Source organism: Streptomyces sp. NPDC048255 (assembly GCF_040652415.1).
Classification (GTDB): domain Bacteria; phylum Actinomycetota; class Actinomycetes; order Streptomycetales; family Streptomycetaceae; genus Streptomyces.
Window position 1 is genome coordinate 110,275 of the sequence record NZ_JBEZMA010000016.1, and the last position, 26,600, is coordinate 136,874.

Annotated in this window: 20 protein-coding genes; 14 read left to right on the forward strand and 6 right to left on the reverse strand. The window is 74.6% G+C overall.

Annotation, left to right across the window (positions count from 1 at the left end):
* The first annotated feature begins 76 nt into the window (after nucleotides 1-76).
* The gene (locus AB0D94_RS15990; protein WP_362051573.1) at nucleotides 77-706 is read left to right on the forward strand and encodes a CGNR zinc finger domain-containing protein; all 630 of its coding nucleotides are present in this window, start codon (nucleotides 77-79) and stop codon (nucleotides 704-706) included.
* Here the strand turns inward: AB0D94_RS15990 and sodX are convergent.
* Nucleotides 610-1,032, reverse strand: coding sequence for a nickel-type superoxide dismutase maturation protease (gene sodX / locus AB0D94_RS15995; RefSeq protein WP_362051575.1), 423 nt, complete (start codon nucleotides 1,030-1,032; stop codon nucleotides 610-612). The genes AB0D94_RS15990 and sodX overlap by 97 nt on opposite strands.
* 171 nt (nucleotides 1,033-1,203) lie before the next feature.
* Here sodX and sodN point away from each other — a divergent pair, with 171 nt between their 5' ends.
* From sodN to AB0D94_RS16015, 4 genes are all read left to right on the forward strand, one after another.
* On the forward strand, nucleotides 1,204-1,599 hold the full coding sequence (gene sodN / locus AB0D94_RS16000) for a superoxide dismutase, Ni (protein WP_136215065.1): 396 nt from the start codon (nucleotides 1,204-1,206) through the stop codon (nucleotides 1,597-1,599).
* A 171-nt stretch (nucleotides 1,600-1,770) separates the two neighbouring features.
* Entirely contained in the window at nucleotides 1,771-3,015 is a 1,245-nt protein-coding gene (locus tag AB0D94_RS16005) for a helix-turn-helix transcriptional regulator (RefSeq protein WP_362051578.1), read from the forward strand.
* A gap of 91 nt (nucleotides 3,016-3,106) precedes the next feature.
* The gene (locus AB0D94_RS16010; protein ID WP_362051580.1) at nucleotides 3,107-3,637 is read left to right on the forward strand and encodes a hypothetical protein; all 531 of its coding nucleotides are present in this window, start codon (nucleotides 3,107-3,109) and stop codon (nucleotides 3,635-3,637) included.
* Nucleotides 3,634-3,927, forward strand: a complete 294-nt coding sequence (locus tag AB0D94_RS16015; RefSeq protein ID WP_362051582.1) for a hypothetical protein — start codon at nucleotides 3,634-3,636, stop codon at nucleotides 3,925-3,927. The genes AB0D94_RS16010 and AB0D94_RS16015 overlap by 4 nt, the downstream gene beginning before the upstream one ends.
* A gap of 266 nt (nucleotides 3,928-4,193) precedes the next feature.
* On the opposite strand, the gene AB0D94_RS16020 is transcribed toward AB0D94_RS16015, so the two are convergent.
* Complete coding sequence (locus AB0D94_RS16020) at nucleotides 4,194-4,382, reverse strand: DUF6104 family protein (RefSeq protein WP_030597201.1); 189 nt, start codon at nucleotides 4,380-4,382, stop codon at nucleotides 4,194-4,196.
* Nucleotides 4,383-4,500: 118 nt separating this feature from the next.
* Here AB0D94_RS16020 and AB0D94_RS16025 point away from each other — a divergent pair, with 118 nt between their 5' ends.
* From AB0D94_RS16025 to fxsT, 7 genes are all read left to right on the forward strand, one after another.
* Nucleotides 4,501-6,573: a trypsin-like peptidase domain-containing protein gene (locus tag AB0D94_RS16025; RefSeq protein WP_362051585.1), complete on the forward strand. Its 2,073-nt coding sequence runs from the start codon at nucleotides 4,501-4,503 to the stop codon at nucleotides 6,571-6,573.
* Nucleotides 6,574-6,595: 22 nt separating this feature from the next.
* Nucleotides 6,596-7,660: a MoxR family ATPase gene (locus tag AB0D94_RS16030; protein WP_362051587.1), complete on the forward strand. Its 1,065-nt coding sequence runs from the start codon at nucleotides 6,596-6,598 to the stop codon at nucleotides 7,658-7,660.
* Between the two features lie 6 nt (nucleotides 7,661-7,666).
* Nucleotides 7,667-10,954: an SAV_2336 N-terminal domain-related protein gene (locus AB0D94_RS16035; protein ID WP_362051589.1), complete on the forward strand. Its 3,288-nt coding sequence runs from the start codon at nucleotides 7,667-7,669 to the stop codon at nucleotides 10,952-10,954.
* Nucleotides 10,955-11,207: 253 nt separating this feature from the next.
* A complete protein-coding gene (gene fxsA / locus AB0D94_RS16040; RefSeq protein ID WP_362051591.1) occupies nucleotides 11,208-11,411 on the forward strand; it encodes an FxSxx-COOH cyclophane-containing RiPP peptide in 204 nt (67 codons plus the stop codon).
* A 929-nt stretch (nucleotides 11,412-12,340) separates the two neighbouring features.
* Nucleotides 12,341-13,513 carry an FxsB family cyclophane-forming radical SAM/SPASM peptide maturase gene (locus AB0D94_RS16045; RefSeq protein WP_362051657.1) on the forward strand — a complete coding sequence of 391 codons (1,173 nt, stop codon included), beginning with the start codon at nucleotides 12,341-12,343 and terminating at the stop codon, nucleotides 13,511-13,513.
* Nucleotides 13,510-14,772 (forward strand): HEXXH motif-containing putative peptide modification protein, encoded by a 1,263-nt coding sequence (locus AB0D94_RS16050; RefSeq protein WP_362051593.1) that lies wholly within the window; start codon nucleotides 13,510-13,512, stop codon nucleotides 14,770-14,772. Before AB0D94_RS16045 ends, AB0D94_RS16050 begins: the two co-directional genes overlap by 4 nt.
* 74 nt (nucleotides 14,773-14,846) lie before the next feature.
* Nucleotides 14,847-17,870, forward strand: coding sequence for an FxSxx-COOH system tetratricopeptide repeat protein (gene fxsT / locus AB0D94_RS16055; RefSeq protein ID WP_362051595.1), 3,024 nt, complete (start codon nucleotides 14,847-14,849; stop codon nucleotides 17,868-17,870).
* A 72-nt stretch (nucleotides 17,871-17,942) separates the two neighbouring features.
* Here fxsT and AB0D94_RS16060 read toward each other — a convergent pair whose 3' ends face one another.
* From AB0D94_RS16060 to AB0D94_RS16075, 4 genes are all read right to left on the reverse strand, one after another.
* A complete protein-coding gene (locus tag AB0D94_RS16060; protein WP_362051598.1) occupies nucleotides 17,943-21,860 on the reverse strand; it encodes a multifunctional oxoglutarate decarboxylase/oxoglutarate dehydrogenase thiamine pyrophosphate-binding subunit/dihydrolipoyllysine-residue succinyltransferase subunit in 3,918 nt (1,305 codons plus the stop codon).
* A 258-nt stretch (nucleotides 21,861-22,118) separates the two neighbouring features.
* Nucleotides 22,119-23,207 carry a HAMP domain-containing sensor histidine kinase gene (locus AB0D94_RS16065; protein ID WP_362051600.1) on the reverse strand — a complete coding sequence of 363 codons (1,089 nt, stop codon included), beginning with the start codon at nucleotides 23,205-23,207 and terminating at the stop codon, nucleotides 22,119-22,121.
* Entirely contained in the window at nucleotides 23,204-23,944 is a 741-nt protein-coding gene (locus AB0D94_RS16070) for a response regulator transcription factor (protein WP_362051602.1), read from the reverse strand. Before AB0D94_RS16070 ends, AB0D94_RS16065 begins: the two co-directional genes overlap by 4 nt.
* A 140-nt stretch (nucleotides 23,945-24,084) precedes the next feature.
* Nucleotides 24,085-24,669 (reverse strand): hypothetical protein, encoded by a 585-nt coding sequence (locus tag AB0D94_RS16075; RefSeq protein ID WP_362051605.1) that lies wholly within the window; start codon nucleotides 24,667-24,669, stop codon nucleotides 24,085-24,087.
* 36 nt (nucleotides 24,670-24,705) lie between these two features.
* Between AB0D94_RS16075 and AB0D94_RS16080 the strand changes: the two genes are divergently transcribed.
* Both AB0D94_RS16080 and AB0D94_RS16085 read left to right on the forward strand, forming a co-directional pair.
* The gene (locus tag AB0D94_RS16080) at nucleotides 24,706-26,088 is read left to right on the forward strand and encodes a hypothetical protein (RefSeq protein ID WP_362051607.1); all 1,383 of its coding nucleotides are present in this window, start codon (nucleotides 24,706-24,708) and stop codon (nucleotides 26,086-26,088) included.
* A gap of 235 nt (nucleotides 26,089-26,323) precedes the next feature.
* A partial coding sequence (locus AB0D94_RS16085; protein ID WP_362051609.1) for a hypothetical protein occupies nucleotides 26,324-26,600 on the forward strand: 277 nt, incomplete at its 3' end.

Sequence of the window (26,600 nt, forward strand, 5' to 3'; positions counted from 1 at the left end):
ACCCCTCTGCACGTAATACCCTCGAACCTGTGTCAGCCGTTACCGAGACACTAATCCGCAGCCGTAAGGACTACAAGTGGAACTGGCCCATTACTCGGACTACGCCGTGCGCCTGGTCAACACCGAGGAGCCGGCCCGCAACAAGGACTCGCTCACCTCGGTGGACGCCGTCCGCGCCCTGTTCGGCGCCAGCGTGCAGATGGCCCGCCGGGTCACCGACACCGACGTCACCCGCTTCCGCAACGTCCGCGGCCGGCTGCGCGCCGTCTTCGAGGCGGCCGACGGCGGCGACCACGCCCTGGCCGTCGACCTGCTGAACTCCCTGCTCATGGAGTTCCCCGTCAGCCCGCAGGTGACCGGCCACGACAGCCTCGCCGACGACGGCAGCCCCCACTGGCACATCCACCTCGCCGACCACCCCTCCAACGCCTCCGCGGGCTACGCCGCCATCGCGGCCATGGGCCTGGCCTTCCACCTCACCGAGCACGGCCCCGACCGCCTCGGCCTGTGCCAGGCGCCGCCCTGCCGCAACGCCTACCTCGACACCTCCACCAACCGCTCCCGGCGCTACTGCTCCGACCGCTGCGCCACCCGGGCGAACGTGGCCGCCTACCGTGCCCGCAAGCGGCGCGAGGCCGAGGGGTCCGCCCAGAGCGGCCGCAGCGCCGACACCGCCCAGGACAGCCGCGCCCTCAGCGACCGCTGATCCGCCGCCGGCGGCCGGAAGCGCAGCACCGCCGTCGCCAGCACCAGGTCGGCGGGCACCGCCCCGTACACGGTGCTGTCGCCGGTCTCGTTGTACGGGTTGTCGCCGAGCACCCACCACGAGCCGCCCGGCCGGCGCTCCACCGCCCGCTTGACGACCAGCAGGTCCTGCTGGAAGGGATGCCGCAGCACCACCACGGCGCCGCGGCGGACCGCCGCCCCGTAGCGGACCACCAGCCGGTCCCCGTGGAGCAGCGTCGGCACCATCGACGGCCCCGTCACCTCCAGCACCTCGAACGCAAACCGTCGGCAGCGGTTCTCCACCATGCGCGACCTCCTCGTCACTCCCGCATGCTGCCGTACCGCCCCGTACATTCGCTCACCGGTCCGACCGCGACGCTGGACTTTTGTCCTAAGCCCATGGGGGCGACCGCGAAATCCGATGCCCCAGCGAGTAATCTCCCCCTTGAGAAGACGATCACGAGGAGGACACACTCCATGCTTTCCCGCCTCTTCGCCCCCAAGGCGAAGGTCTCCGCCCACTGCGATCTTCCGTGCGGCGTGTACGACCCTGCCCAGGCCCGCATCGAGGCCGAGTCCGTCAAGGCCGTGCAGGAGAAGTACCAGGCCAACGACGACGCCGACTTCCGCGCGCGCGCCATCACCATCAAGGAGCAGCGCGCCGAGCTCGCCAAGCACCACGTCTCGGTGCTGTGGAGCGACTACTTCAAGCCCCCGCACTTCGAGAAGTACCCGCAGCTGCACACCCTGGTCAACGACACCCTGAAGGCCCTCTCGGCCGCCAAGGCGTCGAACGACCCGGCGACCGGCCAGAAGGCCCTCGAACTCATCGCCGAGATCGACCGCATCTTCTGGGAGACCAAGGCCGCCTGATCCGGGCGCCCTGGGCACTCCCTCGCGCTGCTGGTCAAAGCGCACACGTCAACGGCCCGACCGCTTCGCGCGGCTCGGGCCGTTGTCATGCGGAGGCTCGTTCCGGATCACAGGGCGAGGCCGTGCCCCTAACCTGTCGGTGAGAGCTGCGAGGAGAGGGGCAAGGCCGCCATGTCTTCCGATGCTACTGAGGACCCGTACCGCGAGCAGCTGGCCTTCGGTCAGAGAACGCAGATCCTCCGCACCCGACGCGGGCTCACTCGCGACCAACTCGGGGGCCTCGTCGGCCGGTCCGGGTCCTGGGTCAAGGCCGTCGAGACCGGCCGGCTGAAGACCCCGGCGCTGCCGGTGATCCTGCGCATCGCCGAGGTGCTGCGCGTACGGGACCTGTCCGACCTCACGGGGGACCAGTCCATGCGCGTCAGCCTGTTCGCCGGTCCGGGGCACCCGCGGTTCGCCGCGGTCCGCGAGGCCGTCAACGCCCTTCAGCTCGGCACCGACCGCGAGGCCCCGTCCACCGCGCACATGTCGGCCCGCCTTGCGCGGGCGTGGCAGGCCCGGCACTCCGCGCCGAACCACCGCGACGTCATCGGCTCACTGCTGCCGGACCTGATCCGAGACGCGCGGGCCGCAGTGCGCCGGTCCGGCACCGTGGCCGACCGGAAAGCCGCCCAAGCGGTCCTGGCCGAGGTGTACTTCCTGGCCCAGTTCTTCTGCGCCTACCAGCCCGACGCCCCGCTCGTCTGGCGCGTCGCCGAGCGCGGCATGCTGGCCGCGCAGGAATCCGAGGACCCGCACACGATCGGCCTCGCGGCGTGGCTGACCACGCAGGCGCACCGCGAGCGCGGGCACCTGGACGCCGCGGACGCCGTCACCCTGGAGACACTCCGCTACCTGGAACCGATGCTGCCGAACGCCGGTACGGACGTACGCGCAGTGGTTGGGGCGCTCACCGTCGAAGCCGGGTTGACGGCCGCGCGCCGCGGCGAGACCGGCACGGCATGGCGGTATTGGGACGACGCCCGGGCCCTGGCCGAATCCCTGCCCGCCGGATACTTCCACCCGGTCACGAGCTTCTCCCGGTCGGTCATCGGCGCGCACGCGGTCACGGTCGCCGTCGAGTTGCACGCCGGCGGAGAGTCCGCGCGGCAGGCGGCCCGAGCGGAAGCCGAGGCGATTCCGTCCCGGCCGCGCCGGGCCCGGCACCGGATCGAACAGGCACGTGCCTACCACCTCGACGCACAGCCCGACGTCGCCCTGGCCACACTCGTGCAGGCCCACGAAGTGGCGCCCGAGACCGTCCAGTACAACGGGTACGCACGCAGGATCATCCTGGAGGAGGCAGAGGCGAAGAGCCCTGCCCGCCGCCGCCGGGCGTCCCAGCTGGCCTCCCGCCTGGGGCTTCTGACCGCCTGAGCAAGGGGGCACAATCCGTGCCCCTGTCGTCACGGAACCGCTCCTACCGTCGTCCTGACCACCCGCTGACGACGGCAGGGAGTGCCCGACGGTGACCCGGCAGATGATGACGGACTGGCTGGTCGGCAGCCATGACCAGCCCGAGCAGGTCCGCACCGAATGGCGGGAGCGCGGCATCGCCCTCCTCCCCATCGGCCGGACGTTCGACGCCGTCCGCCTGCCGGAGCGGCTCGTCTTCGCGGCCCTCTGCACAGAGGGGCGCAGCTACGCCCACACCGACTTCGGTCTGGAGGAGAGCCTCGGCGGGCCCGTCGTCCACGACGGCCACGGCCGGAACTACTACGCCATCGTCCCGGCCGGCACTGTCCGCGAGTGGCGCTCCTGCGCCCCGGGCGTCGAGTGCCTCGGCTCAGGAACGTACTTCGGCGTCCCGGCCGTCGACGTCCTGGGGTACGACGTGACCCACCCGGTGTACTGGGCCACCCTCGGAGCCGGTTCCAGATTCTGCGAACCGGCGTCCGTGGCCCTCCTCGTCCGCGTAGGCGTCGCACGGCTCGCGGAAGGCGAGTCCCGGCCCGGCTCCGCATCGGCGGAGGCCGGGTCCGAGAGGGCGCCGCGGTGACGGGCGCGGGGTGGGGCGACCTGCCCGGGATGGAACGCGAGGCCTTCGACCTCGCCCGGCTCCGGCTGGAAGTCGCGGCGTCGCCGGCGCACCCCGACGGGGTCTGCACCCGGGAGCACATGATCTGCGCCGGCTGTCGGCTGGGGGCGCGCATCGCGACCAGGTACGGCGGGCACATGGCCGACTGCCGGGTCTGCTGCCACGGCTGGGCCGTCCGGCACGACCCGGTCCACTGCTGGCAACGAGCCGACCTCCTCGGCCGCACCCCGACCGGGCAGGGCGCCCCGTGAGCGGGTGGACGCGCCGGGCCCTCTACGGGGTGATCGGCTCGGCCTGCCGGCCGTGATCATGATCGGCGCCACGGCGCCACGGCGTCACGGCGCCACGGCGTACAGCGACGCGGGCCTGCCCCGGCTCCGCCTGGACCGGCCGGGGCCAACCATTCCCCGCCAAGGAGCGGCGCCCTCCCCACCGGGCGCCGTGAACACGGGAACGGCCCGGCCGCCGTACAGGCAGCCGGGCCGTTCCCGTCTTCCGCGGTTGCTCCCGAGTCCGCCTACTCGTCGTCCTCGTCGTCCTCGTCGTCCAGGCGGGCCAGCCAGGTGGCCAGGCGTTCCACCGGGACCTCGAAGTCCGGGTTCAGGTCGACGAAGGTGCGCAGCTGCTCGGCGAGCCACTCGAAGGTGACCTCCTCCTCGCCGCGCCGCTTCTCCAGCTCCTCGATGCCGCGATCGGTGAAGTACAAGTCGGGCTCCGTGCCGTGATGGGGGTGTTTCCCGCCAGGATAATCCGCGGCGCGGAGAGACCTCCCGCCCGCGGCGGCGCCGGCGCTAGCCTGGACGTCTCACGAGCGGGGGGCGCGGATGACGGAGGGGCGCACGACCGGCTCGGCGCGCGCCTTCGAGCTCCTCGAACCCCTCGTCCAAGCGGCGACCGTACGCGTCCACGCCCCGCCGGACGGGTATGGGACCGCTGGGACCGGACCCACCTGGGGGAGCGGTTTCTTCATCGCGCCGGGCTGGGTCCTGACGTGTGCCCACGTGGTCGGTGAAGGGGGTGCCGCCGTGCGGCTGACCGGGCGCGAGGTCGGCATCACCTTCCAGTCCGGCAGGTACGCCGGGAACGAGGCGGCCACCGGGACCGTCACCGGACGCGTGGAATGCGTCCTGCCGGAGCGGCTCGACGAGCGCCGCCCCGCCCGGCGGGCCCTGTGGGACCTGCCCGACCTGGCCCTCGTCCGGGTCCTCGCCCCCGTCTCGCACGCCTGTGTCTGGCTGACCGACCGCTCCAGACCCCGCTTCGACGAAGTCGCGTACTTCGGCTGCACCGAGGACCTCGGCACCCCCGAGATCACCGGCCGCACCACCCGGCTGCGCGGCACCGCGGGCAACGGCGCGGCCATCCGCCTCGGCGGCGACGACGAGATCGACCCCGGCATGTCCGGCGGCCCCGTCGTGGACCTGGCCCGCGGCGAGGTCGTCGGCGTGGTCAAGGCCCGGCGGAACACGGGCGGCGGCGGGCTGGCCGTCTCCGTCGTGCAGCTGCGCACCCTGCCCACGGCCGGACGCGGCCAGACCGGGCTCTACCGCCGGGTCATGCAGGCTCACGACCTGCACCACTACGACCAGCACCTCAGCGACCTCAACACCCGCCGGACCTGGACCGACGCCCACGGCGAACTCCCCGATCCGGACGGCGACCCGTACGCCGGCCGCGGCCGGCTCACCCCCGGCGAGCGCACCACCCTGTGCGGGCTGCTCGCCGAACTGCCCCCGCCCGGCTCCTCGGAGGTCGTACGGGCCCTGGTGGAGGCCGCGCGCGGGGAGGAGCCGGATCCGCATCCGCCGGCCCCGCTGAGCTGGCGCGACGGGCTCGGCCTGCTGTACGACCCGCCCGGCGGGGCGGGGGAGGCCGCGGCGATGCTCCGGTACGCGACGGACGTGAGCGTGGCCGAGTACCGCGAGCCGCCCACGCCCGGCGCGGACGAGGAGCTGTGGGACTGGGTACGCGCCACGGCCGAGCGGCTGTGGCGGCCGCTGCGGCGGGAGCTCGGCGAGCGGCACGAGCAGGGCCTGGCGGAACGGGCCCGCCGCCGCCGGGCCTCGGCCGGCCGCGCGGCACACGGCACGGCGCGGTCCGCGGGCGGACTGCCACCGGGGGCCTCGGTGCTGCTGGAGGTGTGGGCGCACGGCTGGGAGGAGGTCTTCGACTGGCGGGTCTCGGTCCTCGCCGGCCCGGCGCGCCCGGGCCGGGTCACCCCGGTGGACTCCGGTGTACGGGTCGGTCCGGCCCGGCTGCCGGAGGCGCTGCGGGCCCCGCTCGCCGAGGCCTTCCGGCGCTGCGACACCCACGAGGCGGCGGCCCTGCTCGAAGTCGCCGTGGAACCGGAGCTGTTCGGGCTGGCGGTGGACGAGTGGGCGCTGGTGGGCGGGGTGCCGCTGGGGGTGCAGAGGCCCGTGGTGCTGCGCCACCCCGTCGGCGGCGGAGCCCCCGGCGCGGCTGCCCGGTGGGCGCGGGTCCTGGCCGGGCCGTTACTGGACGAACGGGCGGACTGCGTAGGGGGTCGCCCGCGCAGCCCCTCGGCACAGTGGCTCGCGGGGCTGGCGGACAACACCGTGCCGGTGCACTGCCGGGCCGCCGCGCTGGAGCCCACGCTGGGGTCGCTGCATGCGGTCCGGCAGGCCGGGTACGGGGTGGTGGTGTGCAGGCGGCCCCCCGCTGACCCGGGCGTGTCGTGCGCGCCGTTCCACCGGGGGCTGCGGGAGGAACTGGCCGACGCGGGCCGGGCACAGGTGCTGCCGCTGCGGCTCCAGGCGCTACGGGGGCGGGCGTACGGCGCGGACCCGGACGCGTACTGGGCGGCGGGCACCGCACTCGTGTGGGACGACCCGGCGCGGGCCCTGCCCGAGGACGAGCCGCTCCAGGGCGACCTGTGACCGGCAGGAGGGAGCAGCACCCATGAACGACGAGTGGCTCATCTACCGGGGTGTCGGCGAACCCCACGACGGGATCGACGCCCTGCCCGATCCGCCGCCGTGGCGGGACTTCGACGGCGGGCCGGTCGGCGAGGCGGGCGGCCCGGGGGGCGGTCCCGCGGGCGGTCCGGCGGGCGGCGACGCGGGTGGCCCGGGGGAGGCCGGAGGCGCCGACGGCGCCATCGCCCGGCGGCTCGGGGCGCACCGGCAGGCCGCCGAACTGCACCGGCCGGAGCCCGAGGAGCTGGACGCCGTCAACGCCGCGCTGTACCTGCGGCGGCCGTTGCTCGTGACGGGCTTCCCCGGCACCGGCAAGTCCACCCTCGCGCACGCCGTCGCCCACGAGCTGAAGCTGGGGCGGGTGCTGCGCTGGCCCGTGGTCTCGCGGACCGTGCTCCAGGACGGGCTCTACCGCTACGACGCCCTCGCCCGGCTCCAGGACGTGCAGATCGCGGCCGGCGGCGGGGCACCCGGCGGGGCGCCCGGCATCGGCAAGTACATCCGGCTCGGGCCGCTGGGCACCGCCCTGCTCCCCACCGCGCGTCCGCGCGTGCTCCTGATCGACGAGCTCGACAAGAGCGACGTGGACCTGCCGAACGACCTGCTGAACGTGCTGGAGGAAGGGGAGTTCGCGCTCCCCGAGCTGGAACGGGTCGCCGACACCGAGCCCGCGGTGCGGGTGCTCACCGACGACGGGGGCAAGGCGACCGTCCACGGCGGCCGGGTCCGCTGCCGGGCCTTCCCCTTCATCATCCTGACCAGCAACGGGGAACGGGACTTCCCGGCCGCCCTGCTGCGGCGCTGCATCCAGCTCAAACTCGGCCAGCCGGGCGAGAAACGGCTCGCCACCATGGTCCGGGCACACCTCGGGGACGAGGCCGCCCGGCTCGGGGCCGACCTGATCCGGGAGTTCCTCAGCCGCTCCCAGACCGAGCTCGTCGCCGCCGACCAGCTGCTCAACGCCGTGTACCTCACCCACTACGCCGCCCCGCCCACCCGGGAGGACCTCGCGGACCTGCTCATCCAGCGCCTCGACCGACCGAGGTGAGGGGCCGTGCCCATCCGCGAACTGGCCGTCCTGCTGCGCGCCGCCGGGATCGATCCGACCGCCGAGGAGCTCGCCGACGCCCTGTGGCTGGCCGGGAAGATCCACGGGCCCGGGTCGGTCGCCTCCGGGCCGCTCGCGGCGGGGCCGGACGAGCCCGCCCAGGAGACGGAGGCTGAAGGTCCCGTCAGCCTGCCCGCGGGGCCGGTGGGCGGGGAGCCCGGGCCAGAGCCGGAGGCTGAGGATCCGGTCAGGATCTATGCCGCCGGAGCACGCCGTACCGCGCCGGCCGAGGGGGAGCTGCCGGAGGATCCGGGAGTGCCCGTACGCGTCCCCCGGGCCGCCGCCCTGCCCCGGATCCTCGACATCCAGCGGGCCCTGCGCGCCCTCCAGCGGCACCGGCCGCCCGTCCCGCCCGCCCGGACCGTGCTCGACGAGGCGGCCACCGCCGAGGCCAGCGCCCGGGCCTTCGGGACGGTCATCCCGGTGTTCCGCCCGGACACCCGCCGCGAGGCGACCGCACGACTGGTCATGGACGCCTCCCCCTCGATGGCGGTCTGGCACGACATGTTCGAGGAACTGCGCTCCGTGTGCGAACGGCTGGGCGCCTTCCGGGACGTGCGGGTCCACTACCTGCACCGGCTCGCCGACGGCACGCCCGCGCTCGGGCGCTGCCCCGTACCCGCCCCCGGACTGCGCTCCGGCGACCAGCTGCGCGACCCGACCGGACGCGCGCTGACCATGCTGGTCTCCGACTGCACCGGACCGCTGTGGCGGGAGGGCCAGGCGCAACGGCTGCTGCACCGGTGGGCCGAGTGCACCCCGTGCGTGGTCGTACAGCCTCTGCCGCAGCGGCTGTGGGGCCGCAGCTGGCTGCCGACCGAACGCGGCACCCTCACCCGGATCGAGGGCGGCGGAGGGAAGCTGAAATTCCGGTCGGACCGGCCGCCGCGCTCCGGACGCCCCACCGGCGGGCTCGCCGTCCCCGTACTGCCGCCCGGCGCCACCGCACTCGGCGCGTGGGCCCGCCTCGTCGCCGGGATCGGGACCGGGCCGGTCCCGGCCGAGGTGGGCCGGGTGCTGGCCGCACACCCCGCGGCCCCGGCGCCGCCGCCCGCGGCGGCCGTACGGCCCCCGCTCGAACTGGTGCGGCGCTTCCGCGCCTCGGCCGCACCACGCGCCGTCCAGCTGGCCGTGTACCTGTCGGCGGCGCCCCTGACGCTGCCCGTGATGCGGCTGGTGCAGCGCACCATGCTGCCGGACTCCGAACCGTCGGACCTGGCGGAGGTACTGCTCAGCGGGCTGCTGCGGCGCAGCGGACCGGCGCCCGGGCAGTGGTACGAGTTCGTCCCCGGGGTGCAGGACGTCCTGCTGGGACCGCTCGGGCGGGACGAGGCCGCGCTGGTGCTGAAGCACTGCTCGGAGTACGTCCAGGCGCACTTCGGGCGGGGCGTGCGCAACTTCCCCGCCCTCGCGGTCTCCCAGCTGACCGGGGCGCCCGTCGCGGCGGACCCGGGCGGCCGGCCCGGCGGCGCCCCGCAGGACGCTGCCGAGCGGGTGCCGGCGGGACCGCTCCCGCAGGCCTTCGCGCAGGTGTCGGCCAAGGTCGTACGCCGCTACCTGCCGGACGTACCGGGCCTGCCGGGCCTGTTGGGCTTGCCCGGCCCCACGGAAGCCGAGGGTCCGGCGGCGCGCGAGCCCGCGGCCGCCACCCCGGGGCCCGGCCGGGCCCGGGCGGTGCGGACCGCCCGGGAACGGCTCGCGGACGCGGAGGCCGACACGGACACCAGGGCGCTGTACGAGGCCGTGGCGGTGCTGCGCCGCGCGGTCACCGCCCCGGCCGGTGCCGAAGACCCGCCCGAGGAGGCGGAGACCGAGCTCGCGCGGGCACTGGTGCGGCTGTGGGCGGCCGAGCGCGACCCGGACCTGCTCGCCGAGGCCGAACGGGCCGTCACCGGGCTGCGGACGGCGGCGGCCCGGCTCGTACGGGGCCGGGTGCTGTACGAGCGGGCCCTCGCGGCCGGACCCGACGCGGAGCTGCTGGCCGCGGCCGACCGGGAGTTCGCGGCGGCGGGTGCCCTCCCCGACGCGGACGGCGGCGCACTGCGACGGGACTGCGCGGTGCGGCGCGCCCAGACCCTGACCCGGCTCAGCGAACTCCGGGACGACGCGGGGGCGCTGCGGGAGGCCCGGGCCGCGCTGGAACCCCTCGCGGGCCCGCCCCCCGCTCCAGCCCCGGCTTCCGACCCCGGCCCCGACGCGCGGCCCGGCCCCGAACTGCACCTGGCCCTGGGCCGGGTGCTGCTCGCCCTCCTGCCCCGCACCCCGGACCCGGCCGAGCGCACGGAGCTGGCCGGACAGGCCGCCGCCCGGCTGGCCGTGGACCCGGCGGCCCCGCCCGAGGAGCGGGCGCGGGTCCGGGTGGAGCGGGCCACCGCGCTGCGCCACCTGCCCGACCGGCTGGAGGAGGCGTCCGGGCAGCTCGCCACGGCCCTGGAGGAGGCCGCCGGCGATCCGGAGCTGCGGGTGGCGGCACTCCTCGGCGTGGCCCGGGTGCGCCGCGCCCGCTACGAACGGGACGGGGACCCGGTGGCGCTGGAGGGCGCGGCCGAGGCGTACGGCCGGGCCCGGCGGCTGATCCCCCGGGACGCGGAGGCCTTCGGGGAACTGCTGCCCGAGTGGGGCGACGTACTCCTGGAGCGGGCACGCGCCGCCGACGGGCGGAGCTTCACCGGGGCGGCCGTACGGGTGCTGCGCGAGAGCCGGGCCGCCGTGCCGCAGTCCGACCCCCGGGCGGCGCACCGGCTGCTGCGGCTGGCCACCGGGCTCCGGCTGCGGCACGCGTACGAGGGCGACCTGGTGGACCTGCGGGAGGCGGAGTACCTGCTGGAGCTGGCCGTCCGGCAGAGCCGCAGCCCCCTGGAGCAGGCCCGTGCCTGGCGGGACCACGGCGACGTCCAGCAGGAGATCCACGGCCACACCCGGGCCGCGGACCGCCTCGACCGGGCGGCGGACTCCTACCGGCGGGCCTGGCGGGCCGCGCTGGAGGCGGATCGGGAGGCGGACCGGGAGGGGAGCCGGGCGGAGGGCCGGGGCGAGGGCCGGGACGCCGCCGTAGAGCTGGCCGCGCGGGTGCAGGAGCTACGCGGCGAGGTGCTGGAGCGGCTGGCCCGGCCCCGGGCGGCGCTGGACGCGTACCGCTCCGCCCTTGAGCTGTGGGCACGGCTCGGCGCGGGCGCCGAGGTCCGGTACGACGCGCTGCGCACGCGGCTACGGGCCCTGGAGGCGGGGCCGTAGGGGTGTCTCACTTGTTACGCCGGGCCGGGGCGCCGGCGCCGCGCCTCGCGGTGCTCTCGTCGGTCGCATACGCTCCGCGTCGACTCCTCCTCGGCCTGGCGATCCACGGGAGCCGGCCCGCCCGGGGCTGATCCGGCCTGATCGACAAGACACGCCCGGGGACACGGCCGGGCCGGGTCCTTCCGTTTCCGGGGACCGGCCACGGGGAAAGGGCGGACCATCGATGGCGGGACAACGGGGGGACGGGCGGCGCATGGTGACGAAACGTCAGGACGTGTCCGCGGCGACCTCCCGGACGGAGTGCCCCGGGCGGCGGCTGCCGGACCTCTCCGGGCTGGACCTGGCCGCGCTGCGCGGGATCGACCATCCCGTCCTCGCCCAGGTGATCGAAGGCATGGTCGAGCGGGTGACCCATCCGGCCGAGGTCCTGAACGCATTCGACTCCGGCGTCGTCTGATCTGTCCCAGCCGCAAGCGAGTTGACCACTTTCCGCCGTTAGCCGGGACCGTCCGGAGGGCAGGGATGGACCGTCCCCGGGGTGGCTCCCGGCGGTAGCCGGGGAGGGAGGTGCAGACGATGAGGCGAGCAACCACGACCGACCCCACGCTGCCCACCGCCCCGGCCCCGGACCCCACCGCCCCGGCCCCGGACCCCACCGCCCCGGCGCCGGCCCCGGCATCCCGGACCACCCCCGCCCCAGGCGCGACAGCCCCGGGCACAGCACCTCCAGGCGCGACGGCCCCGACTCCGGCATCCCGGGCCACCGCCGCCCCAGGCCTGACGGCCCCGGCCACCATCGGCTCCGCCCCAGGCCCGACGGCCCCGGGCACGGCACCCCCAGGTGCGACGGCCCCGGCTCCGGCATCCCGGCCCACCCCCGCCCCCGGCGCGACGGCCGCGGCGGCCTCGGCCACTGGCCCCGCCCAGGGCTTGGCAGCCCCGGGCGCGGCAGCCCCAGGCATGGCGACTCCAGCCACCGTCGGCCCCGCCCCGGGCACGGCACCCCCGGCTCCGGCAGCCCCGGCCACCGGTCCCGCCCACGCCACGGCAGCCCCGGCCACCGGCCCCGCCCAGGCCACGGCAGCCCCAGGCCCGGCGGGGCCAGCACCGACGACCCCGGCGACCATCGGCCCTGCCCCGGCCCCGGCGGCCCCAGCCACGGCAGCCCCAGGTCCGGCCGCCCCGGCCACCGGCCCCGCCCCGGCCACGGCACCCCCGGCCACCCCGGGCCTTGCCACCACCGGCCCCGCCCCGGCCCCGGCAGCCCCCGGCCCCGCCCCGGCCCCGGCAGCCCCCGGCCCCGCCCCGGACCCCGCGGCCCCCGGCAAGGCGCGGCTCGCCGCGCAGCATCGGCGGCACGCACCCTGGCCCTACGCTCGGCTCGACGTGCCCGCGCTGCGCGCCGCCGGGCACCGGCCGCACCCGATACGGCAGTTCGTCCTCAAGACACGTAGCCGCTGCAATCTCGCCTGCACCTACTGCTACGTCTACGAGATGGCCGACCAGAGTTGGCGCGCCCAGCCGTCCACCATGACCCCGGCCACCGTCGCCCGCGCCGCCGAGCGGATAGCCGAGCACGCCGCGGCCCACCGTCCGGCCCGCATCGACCTGGTCCTGCACGGCGGCGAGCCGCTGCTCACCGCACCCGCCGGGCTCGCCGCACCCGTCGACGCGGTCCGGGCCGCCGTGGCCCGGGCGGCGCCCCGTACCCGGGTCACCGCCACCGTCCAGACCAACGGCACCCTGCTCACCCGCGGCCGGCTCGCCGCGCTGCGAGCCGCCGGAATCCGCATCGGCGTCAGCCTCGACGGGGGCCTGCCCGCGCACAACGCCCGGCGCGTGGACCGCGCCGGGCGGCCCGGGTTCGGCGCCGCCGCCCGCGGGCTGCGGCTGCTGGCCCGGCACCCGGACAGCTACGCCGGGGTGCTCTGCGTCGTCGACCTCGGCCAGGACCCGGTGGAGACCTACGAGTCCCTGCTCGCCTTCGCCCCGCCCAGCCTCGGCCTGCTCCTGCCGCTCGCCAACTGGAGCTCCCCACCGCCCGGCCACCACCCCGGCCGCCCGGCCCCGTACGCCGACTGGCTCGTCGCCGTCTTCGAACGCTGGTGGCACGACGGGGCGCGGCGCACCCGGATCCGGATCTTCGAGGAGATCATCGCCCTGCTGCTCGGCCTGCCCGCCGCCACCGAGACCCTCGGGCTCGCACCCGCCACCACCGCCGTGATCGAGACCGACGGCTCCATCGAACAGGCCGACTCCCTGAAATCCGCATACGAGGGCGCCGCCGCCACCGGCATGACCCTGGACACCCACAGCTTCGACCAGCTCCTGGACCACCCCGGGCTGGCCGCCCGCCAGCTGGGGCGGGAGGCGCTCGCCGGCTGCTGCCGGGCCTGCGAACTGGTGGAGGTGTGCGGCGGCGGGCACTACCCGCACCGCTACCGGGCCGGCGAGGGCTTCCGGCAGCCGTCCGTGTACTGCGCCGACCTCACCGCCCTGATCCGGCACATAGCCGCCGCCGTCCAGCACGCCGCCGTCCCTCCGGCGGCCGCCTCGTGACCACCTCGCTCGCCGCGTTCACCGTCCCCTCGCCGACCCTGCGCGCCCTCGCCTCCACCGAACCCTCCGCGGAAGGCACCCGCCTGGTCCGCGACGTACGCCGCTCCAAGCGCCTGGTCCTGCTGCGCGCGGTCCTCGACGCCGCGCCCGGCGGCCCGGCCGGGGAGGCCGCCGGCCACTGGGCCCTGCTGGAGGAGGCCGAGCGGCGCGACCCCGGCGCCGTGCGCGACGTCCTGCACTACCCGGCCACCGGCGTATGGGCCGAGGAGACCCTGCGCCGACTGCACGCCCCGTACGGTCCCGCCCCCGACCTCGCCCACCTCGGGGCCCTCGCCGCGGCCGCCGCCCTGCGCGCCGGAATCTCCTTCGGCCTCACCCTGCGCCCCCTGCACGGCCGGCTCCTCCTGCCCACGCTGGGGCTGCTGCGGCCCGACCGGCCCGGCCCGGTCGCCCTCACCGAACGCTCCTGGGACGCCGACGACCCCGCGACCCTCCCCCTGCACACCCTGCCCGGCGGGGCCACCGCCCTCGACGACCTCGACCCCTACCGGGCCCCCGGCCCCGCCTATCCCGCCCCCGCCGCCGTCCGCCCCGCCCGCCGGCTCACCCCCAAGGGACACAAACGCTGGGACACCCAGTGGTCCGGCGCGCTCACCCTCCTCCAGCGGTACGACACCGTCCGCGCCGAGGAGACCGTCCAACTGCTGCGCTCCGTCGTGCCCCTGGCCGGCGGCTCCCGCTCCCACGGCGCCACCCTGCCCGCGGCCGCCGGCTCCGTACTGGCCCGCGCGCAGGCCCCGCCCGCGCTGGCCGCCACCCTCGTCCACGAGGTCCAGCACGGCAAACTCAGCGCCCTCGCCGACGTCCTGACCCTGCACACCGCCGACCGCACACCCCGGCACTGGGCCCCCTGGCGCACCGACCCCCGCCCCCTCGACGGCCTCCTGCACGGCGCGTACGCCCACCTCGCCCTGGCCGGCTACTGGCAGCGCGCCGCCCTCTACGGAGCCCGCGGCGCCTGGGCCCAGCACGCCAGGATCCGCGCCCAGGTCGCCGCCGTCCTCCCCGTACTGCGGACCCATCCCCGACTGACCCCGGCCGGAAGGGAGTTCACCGAGGCCATGGCCGCCGCCGAGCTCGCCATGGACGACCTGCCGCCGCCCGGTGACCAGCACATCACCGCCCGCCGGGCCGTCGACCGCGAACGCCGCGCCTGGTGCGAGGCGCACCCCGAACTCGCTCCGTTCACCCAGGTCTGACCGGGTCCGTACGGGTACCTCCTGCGGTACCTTTTCAACCCCGTCCACCGCCCGGATTCCAGGGAGACGGCCGCATGACCGGTAGTCGGCAGGACTCCAGCCCGACGGCTCAGCCGCCCCACCAGCCGCCCCACCAGGCACAGCGCTTCGTCATCAGCTTCGCGGGGTTCAACCGCCCCTGGGCCGTGTGGATCGCCCACCGCCTGGAGGAGCACGGCCACCGCGTCGCCCTCCAGCGCTGGGACCCGCAGAACAGCCCCGGCCTGGCCCCTGCCCTCGACGACCTGGCCCGCTCCGGCAGCCGCGTCCTCCTCGTCCTCAGCGAACGCTACTTCTCCGCGGGCACCCACACGGACGAGGCCTGGAACACCGCCCTGCGCGCCGTCACCGACCGCCACCCCGACCGCTTCGCCGCCGTCTGCCTCACCGACGCCCCGCTGCCCAGCGCCGTCGCCGTACTGGAGAAGACCGACGTGTGGGGGGTGGACGCGTACGAGGCGGAGTACCGGGTGCTGCGCCGGCTGGAACTGCCCACCGACCGGATCGGCACCGAGACCGGCCGCCGCGGCCCCCGCTTCCCCAACGACCCGCCCGAGATCTGGGGCCGCGTCCCGCGCCGCAACCCGCGTTTCACCGGCCGCAACGACGTCATCGCCACCCTGCGCACGGCGCTGACCGAAGCCCCGCCCGGCGCCTCCGTCGTCACCCTGCTGGGCCTGTCGGGCGTCGGCAAGACCCAGGTCGCCACCGAGTACGCCTACCGCTTCGCCTCCGAGTACGACGTCGTGTGGTGGGTCCCCGCCGAGGACCGGCCCACCCTGCGCGAACGCCTCGCCGACCTCGCCCCCGCCCTCGGCCTGCCGCGCGGCGCGGGCAGCTACGGGGAACAGATCCGGGCCGTCCTCGAAGCGCTGCGGCGCGGCTCCCCGTACCACCGCTGGCTGCTGGTCTTCGACGGCTGCGACAACCCCGACGACCTGACCGACCTGCTGCCCTCCGGCGCGGGCGACGTCATCATCACCTCCCGCAACCGCGAATGGGCCGCCCGGCACGCCAGCCTCGTCGAAGTCCCGCTGTACGCCCGGCCCGAGTCCATCACCTTCATCCGCCGCCGGGCGACGCGCCTCACCGCGGGGGAGGCCGACCAGCTCGCCGAGGCCCTGGAGGACTACCCCCTCGCCCTCGACCAGACCGCCGGCTGGCTCGCCGACTCCCCGCTCACCGTCGGCGACTACCTCGCCCTGCTCCGGCGCCGCCTGGACTCCCGCGAAGCCGTCACCGTCTCCGACGACTACCCGCTGCCCTTCCCCACCGCCCTGGCCGTGCTCCTCAACAACGTCCGGGAGAACTTCCCCGACGCCCTCGCCCTGCTCCGGCTGTTCGTGTTCTTCGCCCCGGGGCCGGTACCGCTGCGGCTGCTGCGCGAGTTCCCCGCCGACGACGTGCCCGAACGGCTCGCCGGACTCATCAACGACCAGATCCGGTGGAACGCCGCCCTCAACAAGCTCGTCCAGTTCTCCGTGGTCCGCCTGGAGTACTCCGACCTGCCGGTGGAGGAGGGCGGCGGCGGCCTGGAGACCGTACAGCTGCACCGCATGGTCCACGGCATCGTCCGCGAGAACCTCTCCGAAGGCGAGGCCGAACCCCTCGCCCGCGCCGTCCGCCAGGTGCTCGCCGCCGCCGACCCCGGCCACCCCTCCGACTCCCGCCTGTGGCCCCGCTACGCCGAACTCGTCCCCCACCTGGCCACCTCGGGCGTCCTCACCAGCAGCAACCCGCGGATCCAGAACTTCCTGCTGCACTGCCTGCGCTACCTGATCCTCGCCGGGGAGTACCGCACCTGCCTGCGGCTGTGCGAGGACACCGACCGGTCCTGGCGGGCCATGCTCGGTGAGGACCACCCCAAGGTCCGCGAACTCAGCTACCCCTACGGCGGAGCCCTGCGCAACCTCGGCCTCTTCCCCCGCGCCGGAAGCCTCACCAAGGCCGTCGCCGACCGGCTCACCGGGGAACGCGGCGAGCGGGACCTGCAGACCTTGCGCGCCCGCAGCGCCTACGGCGGCGTCCTGCTGTGCACCGCCGACTTCGAACCGGCCCGCGAGATCTTCGAACACACCCTGGCCACCTACCGCGAACTCCTCGGCGAGGACGACTCCACCACGCTCGACGCCCAGAACAACCTCGCCGCCACCTACCGGCTGCTGGGCCGCTACCAGGACGCCTACGACCTCGACCTGGACACCCTGCGCCGCCGCGAGCGCGTACTGCGGCCCCTGCACATCTCCACCCTCGCCTCCGGCATCGCCTGCGCCATGGGCCTGCGCCTGATGGGCCGCTACCGGGAGGCCCAGACCCGCCAGGAACAGGGCGTCAAACTCAACACCCAGGTACTCGGCCTCGGCCACCCGCAGACCTTGCGCGCCGAACACAACCTCGGCCAGTGCCTGCGCCGTTCCGGGGACATCCCCGGCGCGGGCCTGCGGCTGCGGACCGTGTGGGAGCGCGCCACGAGGGTCTTCGGCGCCGACTACCCGTGGACCCTGATGGTCGCCTCCGACTACGCCACCTACCTCCGGGAGTACGGGGACATCGGCGAGGCCCGCCGGATCTCCGAGGACGTGGTCCGCGGCTACCGCTCGCAGCTCGGCCATGCCCACCCGTACAGCATCGGCACGCTCGGCAACCTCGGCCTGGTCCTGCGCGCCCAGGGCGAGCGCCCGGAAGCCCTGGACCTCGCCGAACGGGCCCTGACCGGCATGCGCGGCGCGCTCGGCGACCGGCACCCCTGGACCCTGGGCTGCGCGCTGAACGCCACCGGCCACCGCAACATCACCGGGCGCCTGGAGGACGCGCTGTCCCTGAGCCGGGAGACGCTGCGCACCGCCGAACAGGTCCTGGGCCCGGACCACCCGATGACCCTGAGCGCGCAGATCGCCCTGGCGGCGGACCTCCGGTCGGTACGGGAGGACCTGGAGGCGGGCAAGCACGAGGACGCGGGCATCAAGGGCCTGACCCGCACGCTGGGCGCGCAGCACGTCCACACGGTCTCGGCGAAGCAACAGGCCCGCCCTTACTGGGACTTCGAGCCGCAGCCGTAATCCAACGGCCGGAAGGCCCGGCACCCCCTCGGGGGGAGCCGGGCCTTCCGGAACTGCTGAGCCGCGCAGCGGCTACGCCTCGAAGACCTCGTTCAGCAGGAGCTGCTGCTCCGCCTGGTGGCGCTTCGCGGAGCCCACCGCCGGGGACGAGCCGTGCGGGCGCGAGATGCGCCGCAGGCGCTCGCCCGCCGGGACCTCCGCGCCGACCGCCAGGTCGAGGTGGTCGATCAGGTTCAGCGCGATGAACGGCCACGCACCCTGGTTCGCCGGCTCCTCCTGCGCCCAGATGTACTTCGCCGCGTTCGGGAACTTGGCGATCTCCGCCTGGAGTTCCGCGCCGGCCAGCGGGTACAGCCGCTCGATGCGGATGATCGCGGTGTCGGTGATGCCGCGCTTCTCCCGCTCGGCCTCCAGGTCGTAGTAGACCTTGCCCGCGCAGAAGACGACCTTGCGGACCGCGTTCGGGTCCACGGTGCTGTCGCCGATGACCGGACGGAACGAACCGCTCGTGAACTCCTCCGCCTTCGACGCCGCCGCCTTCAGACGCAGCATCGACTTCGGGGTGAAGACGATCAGCGGCTTGTGGTGCGGGTTGTGGACCTGCCAGCGCAGCAGGTGGAAGTAGTTCGACGGCAGGGTCGGCATCGCGACCGTCATGTTGTCCTGCGCGCACATCTGGAGGAAGCGCTCCGGGCGGGCGGACGAGTGGTCCGGGCCCTGGCCCTCGTAGCCGTGCGGCAGCAGCAGCGTGACGCCGGAGGTCTGGCCCCACTTCTGCTCGGCCGAGGAGATGAACTCGTCGACGACGGTCTGCGCGCCGTTGACGAAGTCACCGAACTGGGCCTCCCACAGGACCAGCGCGTCCGGACGGGCCAGCGAGTAGCCGTACTCGAAGCCCATGGCCGCGTACTCGGAGAGCAGCGAGTCGTAGACGTTGTAGCGGGCCTGGTCGTCCGACAGGTACTGCAGCGGGGTGTAGTCCTCGCCGGTCTCCCGGTCGATGAGGACCGCGTGCCGCTGGCCGAAGGTGCCGCGGCGGGAGTCCTGGCCGGACAGCCGGACCGGCGTGCCCTCCATCAGCAGCGAACCGAAGGCGAGGGTCTCGCCCATGCCCCAGTCGATCGTGCCCTCGTCGATCATCGACGCGCGGCGCTGCAGCTGCGGCAGCAGACGCGGGTGGACGGTGACGTGGTCGGGGATGTTGACCTGGGACTCGGCGATCCGCTTGACGACGTCCTGCGAGATCGCGGTGTTCACGGTGACCGGGAACTCCTGCGCGACCTGCGCGGGCACCTGGACGCCGGCGGCGGGCTGCGTGGCGGCCTCGCGGACCTCCGCGAAGACCTTCTCCAGCTGGCCCTGGAAGTCCTGGAGCGCCTGCTCGGCCTCTTCCAGCGTGATGTCGCCGCGACCGATGAGGGACTCGGTGTACAGCTTGCGCACCGAGCGCTTCTTGTCGATCAGGTCGTACATCAGCGGCTGCGTGAAGGCCGGGTTGTCGGACTCGTTGTGGCCGCGGCGGCGGTAGCAGATGAGGTCGATGACCACGTCCTTGTTGAACGCCTGACGGAACTCGAAGGCGAGCCGCGCGACGCGGACCACGGCCTCCGGGTCGTCGCCGTTCACGTGGAAGATCGGCGCCTCGATCATGCGGGCCACGTCGGTCGCGTACATCGACGAACGCGAGGACTCCGGGGCGGCGGTGAAGCCGACCTGGTTGTTGATGACCACGTGCACGGTGCCGCCGGTGCGGTAGCCGCGCAGCTGCGACATGTTCAGCGTCTCGGCGACCACACCCTGGCCCGCGAAGGCCGCGTCGCCGTGCAGGGCCAGCGGCAGGACCGTGAAGTCCGTGCCGCCCTTGTTGATGACGTCCTGCTTGGCGCGGGCGACACCCTCAAGGACCGGGTCCACGGCCTCCAGGTGGGAGGGGTTCGCGACGAGCGAGACCTTGATCTGCTCCCCGTCCAGGCCCGTGAAGGTGCCCTCGGCGCCCAGGTGGTACTTGACGTCGCCGGAGCCGTGCATCGACTTCGGGTCGAGGTTGCCCTCGAACTCGCGGAAGATCTGCGCGTACGACTTGCCGACGATGTTCGCGAGCACGTTCAGGCGGCCGCGGTGGGCCATGCCGATGACGACCTCTTCGAGGCGGGCCTCGGCGGCCGAGTCGATGACGGCGTCGAGCAGCGGGATGACGGACTCGCCGCCCTCCAGCGAGAACCGCTTCTGGCCGACGTACTTCGTCTGCAGGAAGGTCTCGAAGGCCTCGGCGGCGTTCAGCCGGCGCAGGATCCGCAGCTGCTCCTCGCGCTCCGGCTTGGAGTGCGGGCGCTCGATGCGGTCCTGGATCCAGCGGCGCTGCTTCGGGTCCTGGATGTGCATGAACTCGACGCCGGTGGTGCGGCAGTACGAGTCGCGCAGCACGCCGAGGATGTCGCGCAGCTTCATCATCGACTTGCCGGAGAAGCCGCCGACCGCGAACTCGCGCTCCAGGTCCCACAGGGTGAGGCCGTGCTCGGTGATGTCGAGGTCGGGGTGCTTGCGCTGCTTGTACTCCAGCGGGTCGGTGTCGGCCATGACGTGGCCGCGGACCCGGTAGGAGTGGATCAGCTCGAAGACGCGGGCGGCCTTCGTGACGTCGTCGTCGTGCGAGGCGTCGATGTCCCGGTTCCAGCGGACCGGCTCGTACGGGATGCGCAGCGCCTCGAAGACGTCGTCGTAGAAGCCGCTCTCGCCGAGCAGCAGGTTCGCGACGATGCGCAGGAACTCGCCGGAGGCCGCGCCCTGGATGACCCGGTGGTCGTAGGTCGAGGTCAGGGTCATGACCTTGGAGATGCCCAGCTTGTTCAGGGTGTCCTGCGAGGTGCCCTGGAACTCGGCGGGGTAGTCCATGGAGCCGACGCCCATGATGACCGACTGTCCGGGCATCAGGCGGGGCACGGAGTGCACGGTGCCCAGGCCGCCGGGGTTGGTCAGCGAGACGGTGACGCCGGTGAAGTCGTCCATCGTCAGCTTGCCGACACGGGCACGGCGGACGATGTCCTCGTAGGCCATCCAGAACTCGAAGAAGTTGAGGGTCTCGGCCTTCTTGATGCCGGCGACGACGAGCTGGCGGTCACCGTTGGGCTTCACCAGGTCGATCGCGAGGCCGAAGTTGATGTGCTCCGGCTTGACCAGGGTCGGCTTGCCGTCCTTCTCCGCGAAGGAGTAGTTCATGGCCGGCATGGCCTTGATCGCCTGCACCATCGCGTAGCCGATGAGGTGCGTGAAGGAGATCTTCCCGCCCCGGGCCCGCTTGAGGTGGTTGTTGATGACGATGCGGTTGTCGAACAGCAGCTTCACCGGGACGGCGCGGACGGACGTGGCCGTCGGGACGTCGAGGGAGGCGTTCATGTTCTTGGCGACGGCAGCCGCCGGGCCGCGGAGCGTCACCAGCTCGGGGCCCGCGGGGGCCTCGGTGGCGGGCGCGGCCTGCTTGGGGGCTGCGGGAGAGGGGGTGGCGGGCGCGGCCGGTGCGGCGGCCGGGGCCTGGGAGGTGACAGTCACAGCAGGGGCACCAGAGGGGGTGGCAGGAGCAGGGGCAGGAGCTGACACAGGCGAAAGGATCGGCGCGGCGCCAGCCGCTCCAGTGGAGCCGGTGCTTGCACCGGGGGCAGCGGCGGGCGCTGCGGCGCGCGCCGCCCCCGTGGCGGCGGCGTCGGCGGCCTGCGGGGCTGCGGCGACGGTGGTGGCGGCCTGTGCGGAGGCGCCGTCCGTCGTCGTCGGGGACTTCTTCGGCTCTTCGGCCTTCACCGGAGCGACAGCGCCCCCCGGCTTGTAGTCGGCGAAGAAGTCCCACCAGGCCCGGTCGACCGAGTTCGGGTCCTGGAGGTACTGCTGATAGATCTCGTCGACGAGCCACTCATTGGCACCGAAGCCTGAGGCGGGGTTCTTCCCGCCCTCTGCTGCTTCGGTCGTGGTGCTCGAGTTACTGGGGGACTGTGGCGACACGGCGGCAACCGCCCTCTTCCGCTTCACAAGGTATGGACAGCGGGAATAAAGGCTACGCCTCCTGGGCCACCAGATGCAGACCGGGCGGGACATCCGTCATGTAGGTCACATCGAACGGCGGGTTTCACCACCCGGAATGGCGGGAAACCAGCAGGGTTCGGGTAGGGGGCACCGAGGTTGCGGCCCGCTTGGCTTCGCACCCCTGACGATCCCGGGCACGTGTGGCCGAGATCATGTCCTTCCCACTCGAACCCTACGTCAACGCGGCGCCTGCGAGCTGCCCGGAAGCGTGACGCGGATGCGGCAGCCCCGTGACGATTCGGCCACTCCGATGTGCCCGCCGTGCAGTTCCACGGCCCACCGGGCGATCGCCAGGCCCAGCCCGGTGCCGCCGTCGCCGCCGCGCGCGCTGCCCCGGTTGAACCGCTCGAAGACCCGGTGCCGCTCCGCCTCCGGGATGCCGGGACCCTCGTCCCGCACCTCCACGGCCAGGCTCCCCGGCTCCTCGCCCGCCCGGGCGCGGACCGTGACCCGGCCGTGCGGGGGACTGTGCTTGACCGCGTTGTCGATCAGATTGGCCACCACCTGGTGCAGGCGCTCGGCGTCCGCGTACGCCCACAGCTCGGGCGGGAAGACGTCCAGGTGCAGGTGCACGTCGTTGCGGGTGTGCCCGCCCGAACCCGTGGACAGCCCCGGCCGCCCGGCGGCCGCCAGCGCCGACTCCTTCAGCACCCCCGACAGGTACGGCCACACCTCGAACCGCCGGGCCCGCAGCGGGACCACCCCGTTGTCCACCCGCGACAGGTCCAGCAGGGTCTCCACCAGCCGGCCCAGCCGCTCCGTCTGCTTCAGCATCGTCCGCATGGTCTCCGGATCGGCGGCCGAAACCCCGTCCACCACGTTCTCCAGCACCGCCCGCAGGGCCGCGATCGGCGTGCGCAGCTCGTGCGAGACGTTCGCGACCAGCTCCTTGCGGTGCCGGTCCACCGCCTCCAGGTCGTCCGCCATCAGATTGATGGTCGACGCCAGGTCGCCCAGCTCGTCGCGGCGCCCCGCCCCGCGGACCCGGCGCGTGTAGTCACCGCGGGAGATCGCCCGGGCCACCGTCGTCATGTCGTCCAGCGGCGCCGTCAGACTGTGCGCCACGAACTGGGTGATCAGCATCGAGGCGATCACCGAGAAGACCGTGATGAAGCGCAGCTCGGTGTCCGTGCGCAGGGCCACCAGCAGCAGGCCCGTGGTGATGAAGACCGAGACCACGACGAGCGTGCCCAGCTTCGTCTTGATCGAGAAGGGCGAGAACGGCCGCAGCCCCGCCCCGGACCGCTGCCCGGGCCGCCCGCTCATGTCTGGGCCGGGGTCTCCAGGGCGTACCCGACGCCGTGGACCGTACGGATCCGCTCCGCGCCGATCTTGCGCCGCAGGGCCTTGATGTGGCTGTCGACCGTACGGGTCCCGGACGCGTCGGCCCAGTCCCACACCTCCGCCAGCAGCTGCTCCCGGGAGAGCACCGCCCGCGGGGTGCCGGCCAGGCACACCAGCAGGTCGAACTCGGTCGGCGTCAGGTGCACGTCCTCGGTCTGCACCCGGACCCGGCGCTGCGCGTGGTCGATCTCCAGGTCACCCAGGCGCAGGGTGGCCCCGCGCGGGGTGTGCGCGGCCAGCGTGGCCCGCTCGACGCGCCGCAGGAGCACGTGCACCCGCGCGGCCAGCTCGCGCATCGAGAACGGCTTCGTCATGTAGTCGTCCGCCCCGACCCCGAGCCCGACCAGCAGGTCGGTCTCGTCGTCCCGGGCGGTGAGCATCAGCACCGGTACCGGCCGCTGCGCCTGGACCCGGCGGCAGACCTCCAGCCCGTCGAAGCCCGGCAGCATGATGTCCAGGACCAGCAGCTCGGGCAGCCAGCTCTCGGCCGCCGCCACGGCGGCCGGCCCGTCCGGGGCCGTCTGTACCTGGAAGCCCTCGGCGCGCAGGCGGGCCGCGATGGCCTCGGCGATGGTGCGGTCGTCCTCGACGACGAGCACACGCCGCTGGGCGCCGGGGGTCGCCGCAGCGCTGTTGTGGGTCGTGTGTGTCTGTTCCATGTCCGGTCCCGCCCCGTGAAGATCCCGCGTGATGGGGTGCAGCGTAGAGGAGGCACCGGCCTGCGGCTATGCGGGGTTCGGACAGGGCGCGGTTCGGTCAGGCTTGGAGGATATGCCGGGTGACCGGTCCGCCGGGACCCCTAGCCCGCGGTAAACGGAGGCAGAGCGTCCAGCACCTTGGCCAAAACCGGAGGCAGGGCCTCCTGGTCCCCGGCCACCTCGAAGCCTCCGTGCACGAACGCGTAGAAGAACCCGTCGAAGACCTTCGGGTCGCTGGTCGAGATCCTCGGCAGGGCGGCGAAGTCCGCCTCCCGCAGGGCGGTGCGCAGCTTCGCGAGCCCGGCCTGCGACAGCTTCCCGCCGCCCTCCTGCTTCGCCGTGCGGTCATGGCGGGTCCACGAGCCGTCGCCCTTGACGATCAGTGTGTGCGTATCGCCCGCGAAGCCGCCGCTGCGGGACACCCGGACGAGGGTCTCGGCGGCGGACGGGGTCCGGCCGGGGGTCGCGGCGGGGCCGGTCGTCGCCGGGGCGGTCGGGGCGGGGCTCGCGGTGGTGCCGCCGCCCGGGGCCGTGGCCGTGCCCGTGGCTGTGTTCGTGGCCGGGGGCGCGGTGCCCGTGGCGGAGGCCGGGGGCGCGTCGTCGCCGCCACCGGTCCCCGAGGACCCGCAGCCCGCCAGGACCACCGCACCCAGCAGTACCGCCACCACCGATCGGAACGCGCGCACACCCACCTCCGCGGGTACAGGGACCGAACCCCGAGTATGGAGTCCCCACGCACCGACGAACAGCACCCGGAGGCCGCCATCCGCCGCATCGCCCCCTGGCGCGTGCTGCCCCCGCTGCTCGCCGCCGCCCTCGGCCTCTGGGGCCTGCGGCGCGGCGGCAGCATGTGGCGCGACGAGTCCGTCACCTGGCAGGTGGCCCACCGGCCCCTCGGCCGGCTCTGGGAACTGCTCGGCCAGGTCGACGCCGTGCACGGCCTGTACTACCTGCTGATGCACGGGGCGTTCCTGCTCTGGGACGGCGGTCTGTGGACGCTGCGGCTGCCCTCCGTGGCCGCCACCGCACTCGCCGCCGCCGGGGTCGCCGCCGTCGGCCACCGCCTCGCGGGGGAGCGGGCCGCGCTGATCTCCGGCCTCGTCTACGCCGCGCTGCCGCCCGTCCAGATGTACGCCCAGGAGGGCCGCTCCTACGCCCTGGTCGCGGCGGCCGTGGTGTGGGCCACGTACCTGATGCTGCGCGAGCGGTGGACCGCGTACGCGGCCGTGCTGCTGCTCGGCTGCTGGCTGCACGAGTTCGCGGTACTGGCCCTGCTCGCGCACGCCTTCGCCGCCTGGCGCTCGCGCGGCTGGCGGTGGAGCGCCGCGGCCGTCGTCGCCCTGCTGCTGCCGCTGGCCCTGGTGAGCGCGCGGCAGGCCGAGCAGCAGCTCGGCTGGCTCGGGCGGCCCAGCTGGCAGGACTGGGCCGCGTACGGGGTCCTCGCGGCCGCCGCGCTGCTGCTGGCCCGGGGGGCCGCGCGGGAGCTCGTACGCGTGGCCCTGCCGCTGGCCCTGCTGCCGCCCGGGCTGCTGATGGCCATCTCGCTGCTGCACCCCTGGTACGTCGACCGGTACGTGCTGTACGCGCTCGCCGGGCTCGCCCTGCTCGCCGGGGCCCGGCTGGCCGGCGTACGGCACTGGTGGCCGTGGCTGCTCGTGGCGGCGCTGCTGGTGCCCGTCGGGTACTGGTCGGCCTGGCTGCGCACCCCGCAGAGCCGCAAGGACGACGTGCTCGCCGTGGCCGCCGCCGTCCGCGAACGGGCCCGGCCCGGGGACGCCGTGCTGTTCATGCCGTCCCGGCGGCGCGAGTGGCTGCTCTCCTCGCCCCAGGTGTACGAGGGCCTGCGCGACGTGGCCCTGGACCGTTCCCCGGCGGCTTCGCGCAGCCTCCAGGGCACCGAACTGCCGCCGGAGGCGATCCGCGCCGCCCTGGCCGGCTCGCCCCGGGTGATCGCCCTGCTCGACCCGGAGGGGCAGCCGCTGGACCCGTACCCCGCCGAGGAGGCCAAACGCCGGGCGCTGGCCGCCGGCTTCGACCTCTGCTCGCTCACCGAGGTCCGCGGCGCCCGCGTCGCGATCTACGCCGGACGCGGCGACTGCCCCTGACCGCGCGGGGTGCGCCTCCACGGCTCCGCCGTGCCGGTGGCCGTGGCCGGGCCTGCGCCTTGCCGGTGGCCTTGGCCGTGGCGGTGCCGGTGCCCGTGCCTGTGGGCGTGGCCATGCCCATGTCCGTGCCCCGCGCCCATGCGTGGCCGGGGCCCGGCCGTGCCCCTGCCCGTGCCTGTGCCTGTGGCCGTGGCCGTGCCCATGCGTAGCCGTGCTCCCGCCCGTGCCCGTGCCCATGGCTGTGCCCGCGTTCATGGCCGTGCTCGTGGCCGTGGCGGTGCCGGTGGCCGTGCTCCCGCCCGCGGCTGTGGCCGTGGCTGTGCCCGCGTTCATGGCCGTGCTGCCGCCCGCGGCTGTGGCGGTGGCTGTGCCCGCGTTCATGGCCGTGCTGCCGCCCGCGGCTGTGGCGGTGGCTGTGCCCGCGTTCATGGCCGTGCTCGTGGCCGTGGCCACGCCCGTGCTTCCGCCCGTGGCAGTGCCCGCGCCCGGGCCTGTGGTCGTGCTCACGCTGG

What these genes read in the sequence shown, in the direction of transcription:
- sodN (WP_136215065.1), top strand. Translation starts at nt 1,204, where the DNA reads ATGCTTTCCCGCCTCTTCGCCCCCAAGGCGAAGGTCTCCGCCCACTGC.
- AB0D94_RS16025 (WP_362051585.1), top strand. Translation starts at nt 4,501, where the DNA reads ATGACGGAGGGGCGCACGACCGGCTCGGCGCGCGCCTTCGAGCTCCTC.
- sodX (WP_362051575.1), bottom strand. Translation starts at nt 1,032, where the DNA reads ATGGTGGAGAACCGCTGCCGACGGTTTGCGTTCGAGGTGCTGGAGGTG.
- AB0D94_RS16030 (WP_362051587.1), top strand. Translation starts at nt 6,596, where the DNA reads ATGAACGACGAGTGGCTCATCTACCGGGGTGTCGGCGAACCCCACGAC.
- fxsA (WP_362051591.1), top strand. Translation starts at nt 11,208, where the DNA reads ATGGTGACGAAACGTCAGGACGTGTCCGCGGCGACCTCCCGGACGGAG.
- AB0D94_RS16065 (WP_362051600.1), bottom strand. Translation starts at nt 23,207, where the DNA reads ATGAGCGGGCGGCCCGGGCAGCGGTCCGGGGCGGGGCTGCGGCCGTTC.
- AB0D94_RS16080 (WP_362051607.1), top strand. Translation starts at nt 24,706, where the DNA reads ATGGAGTCCCCACGCACCGACGAACAGCACCCGGAGGCCGCCATCCGC.
- AB0D94_RS16005 (WP_362051578.1), top strand. Translation starts at nt 1,771, where the DNA reads ATGTCTTCCGATGCTACTGAGGACCCGTACCGCGAGCAGCTGGCCTTC.
- AB0D94_RS16070 (WP_362051602.1), bottom strand. Translation starts at nt 23,944, where the DNA reads ATGGAACAGACACACACGACCCACAACAGCGCTGCGGCGACCCCCGGC.
- fxsT (WP_362051595.1), top strand. Translation starts at nt 14,847, where the DNA reads ATGACCGGTAGTCGGCAGGACTCCAGCCCGACGGCTCAGCCGCCCCAC.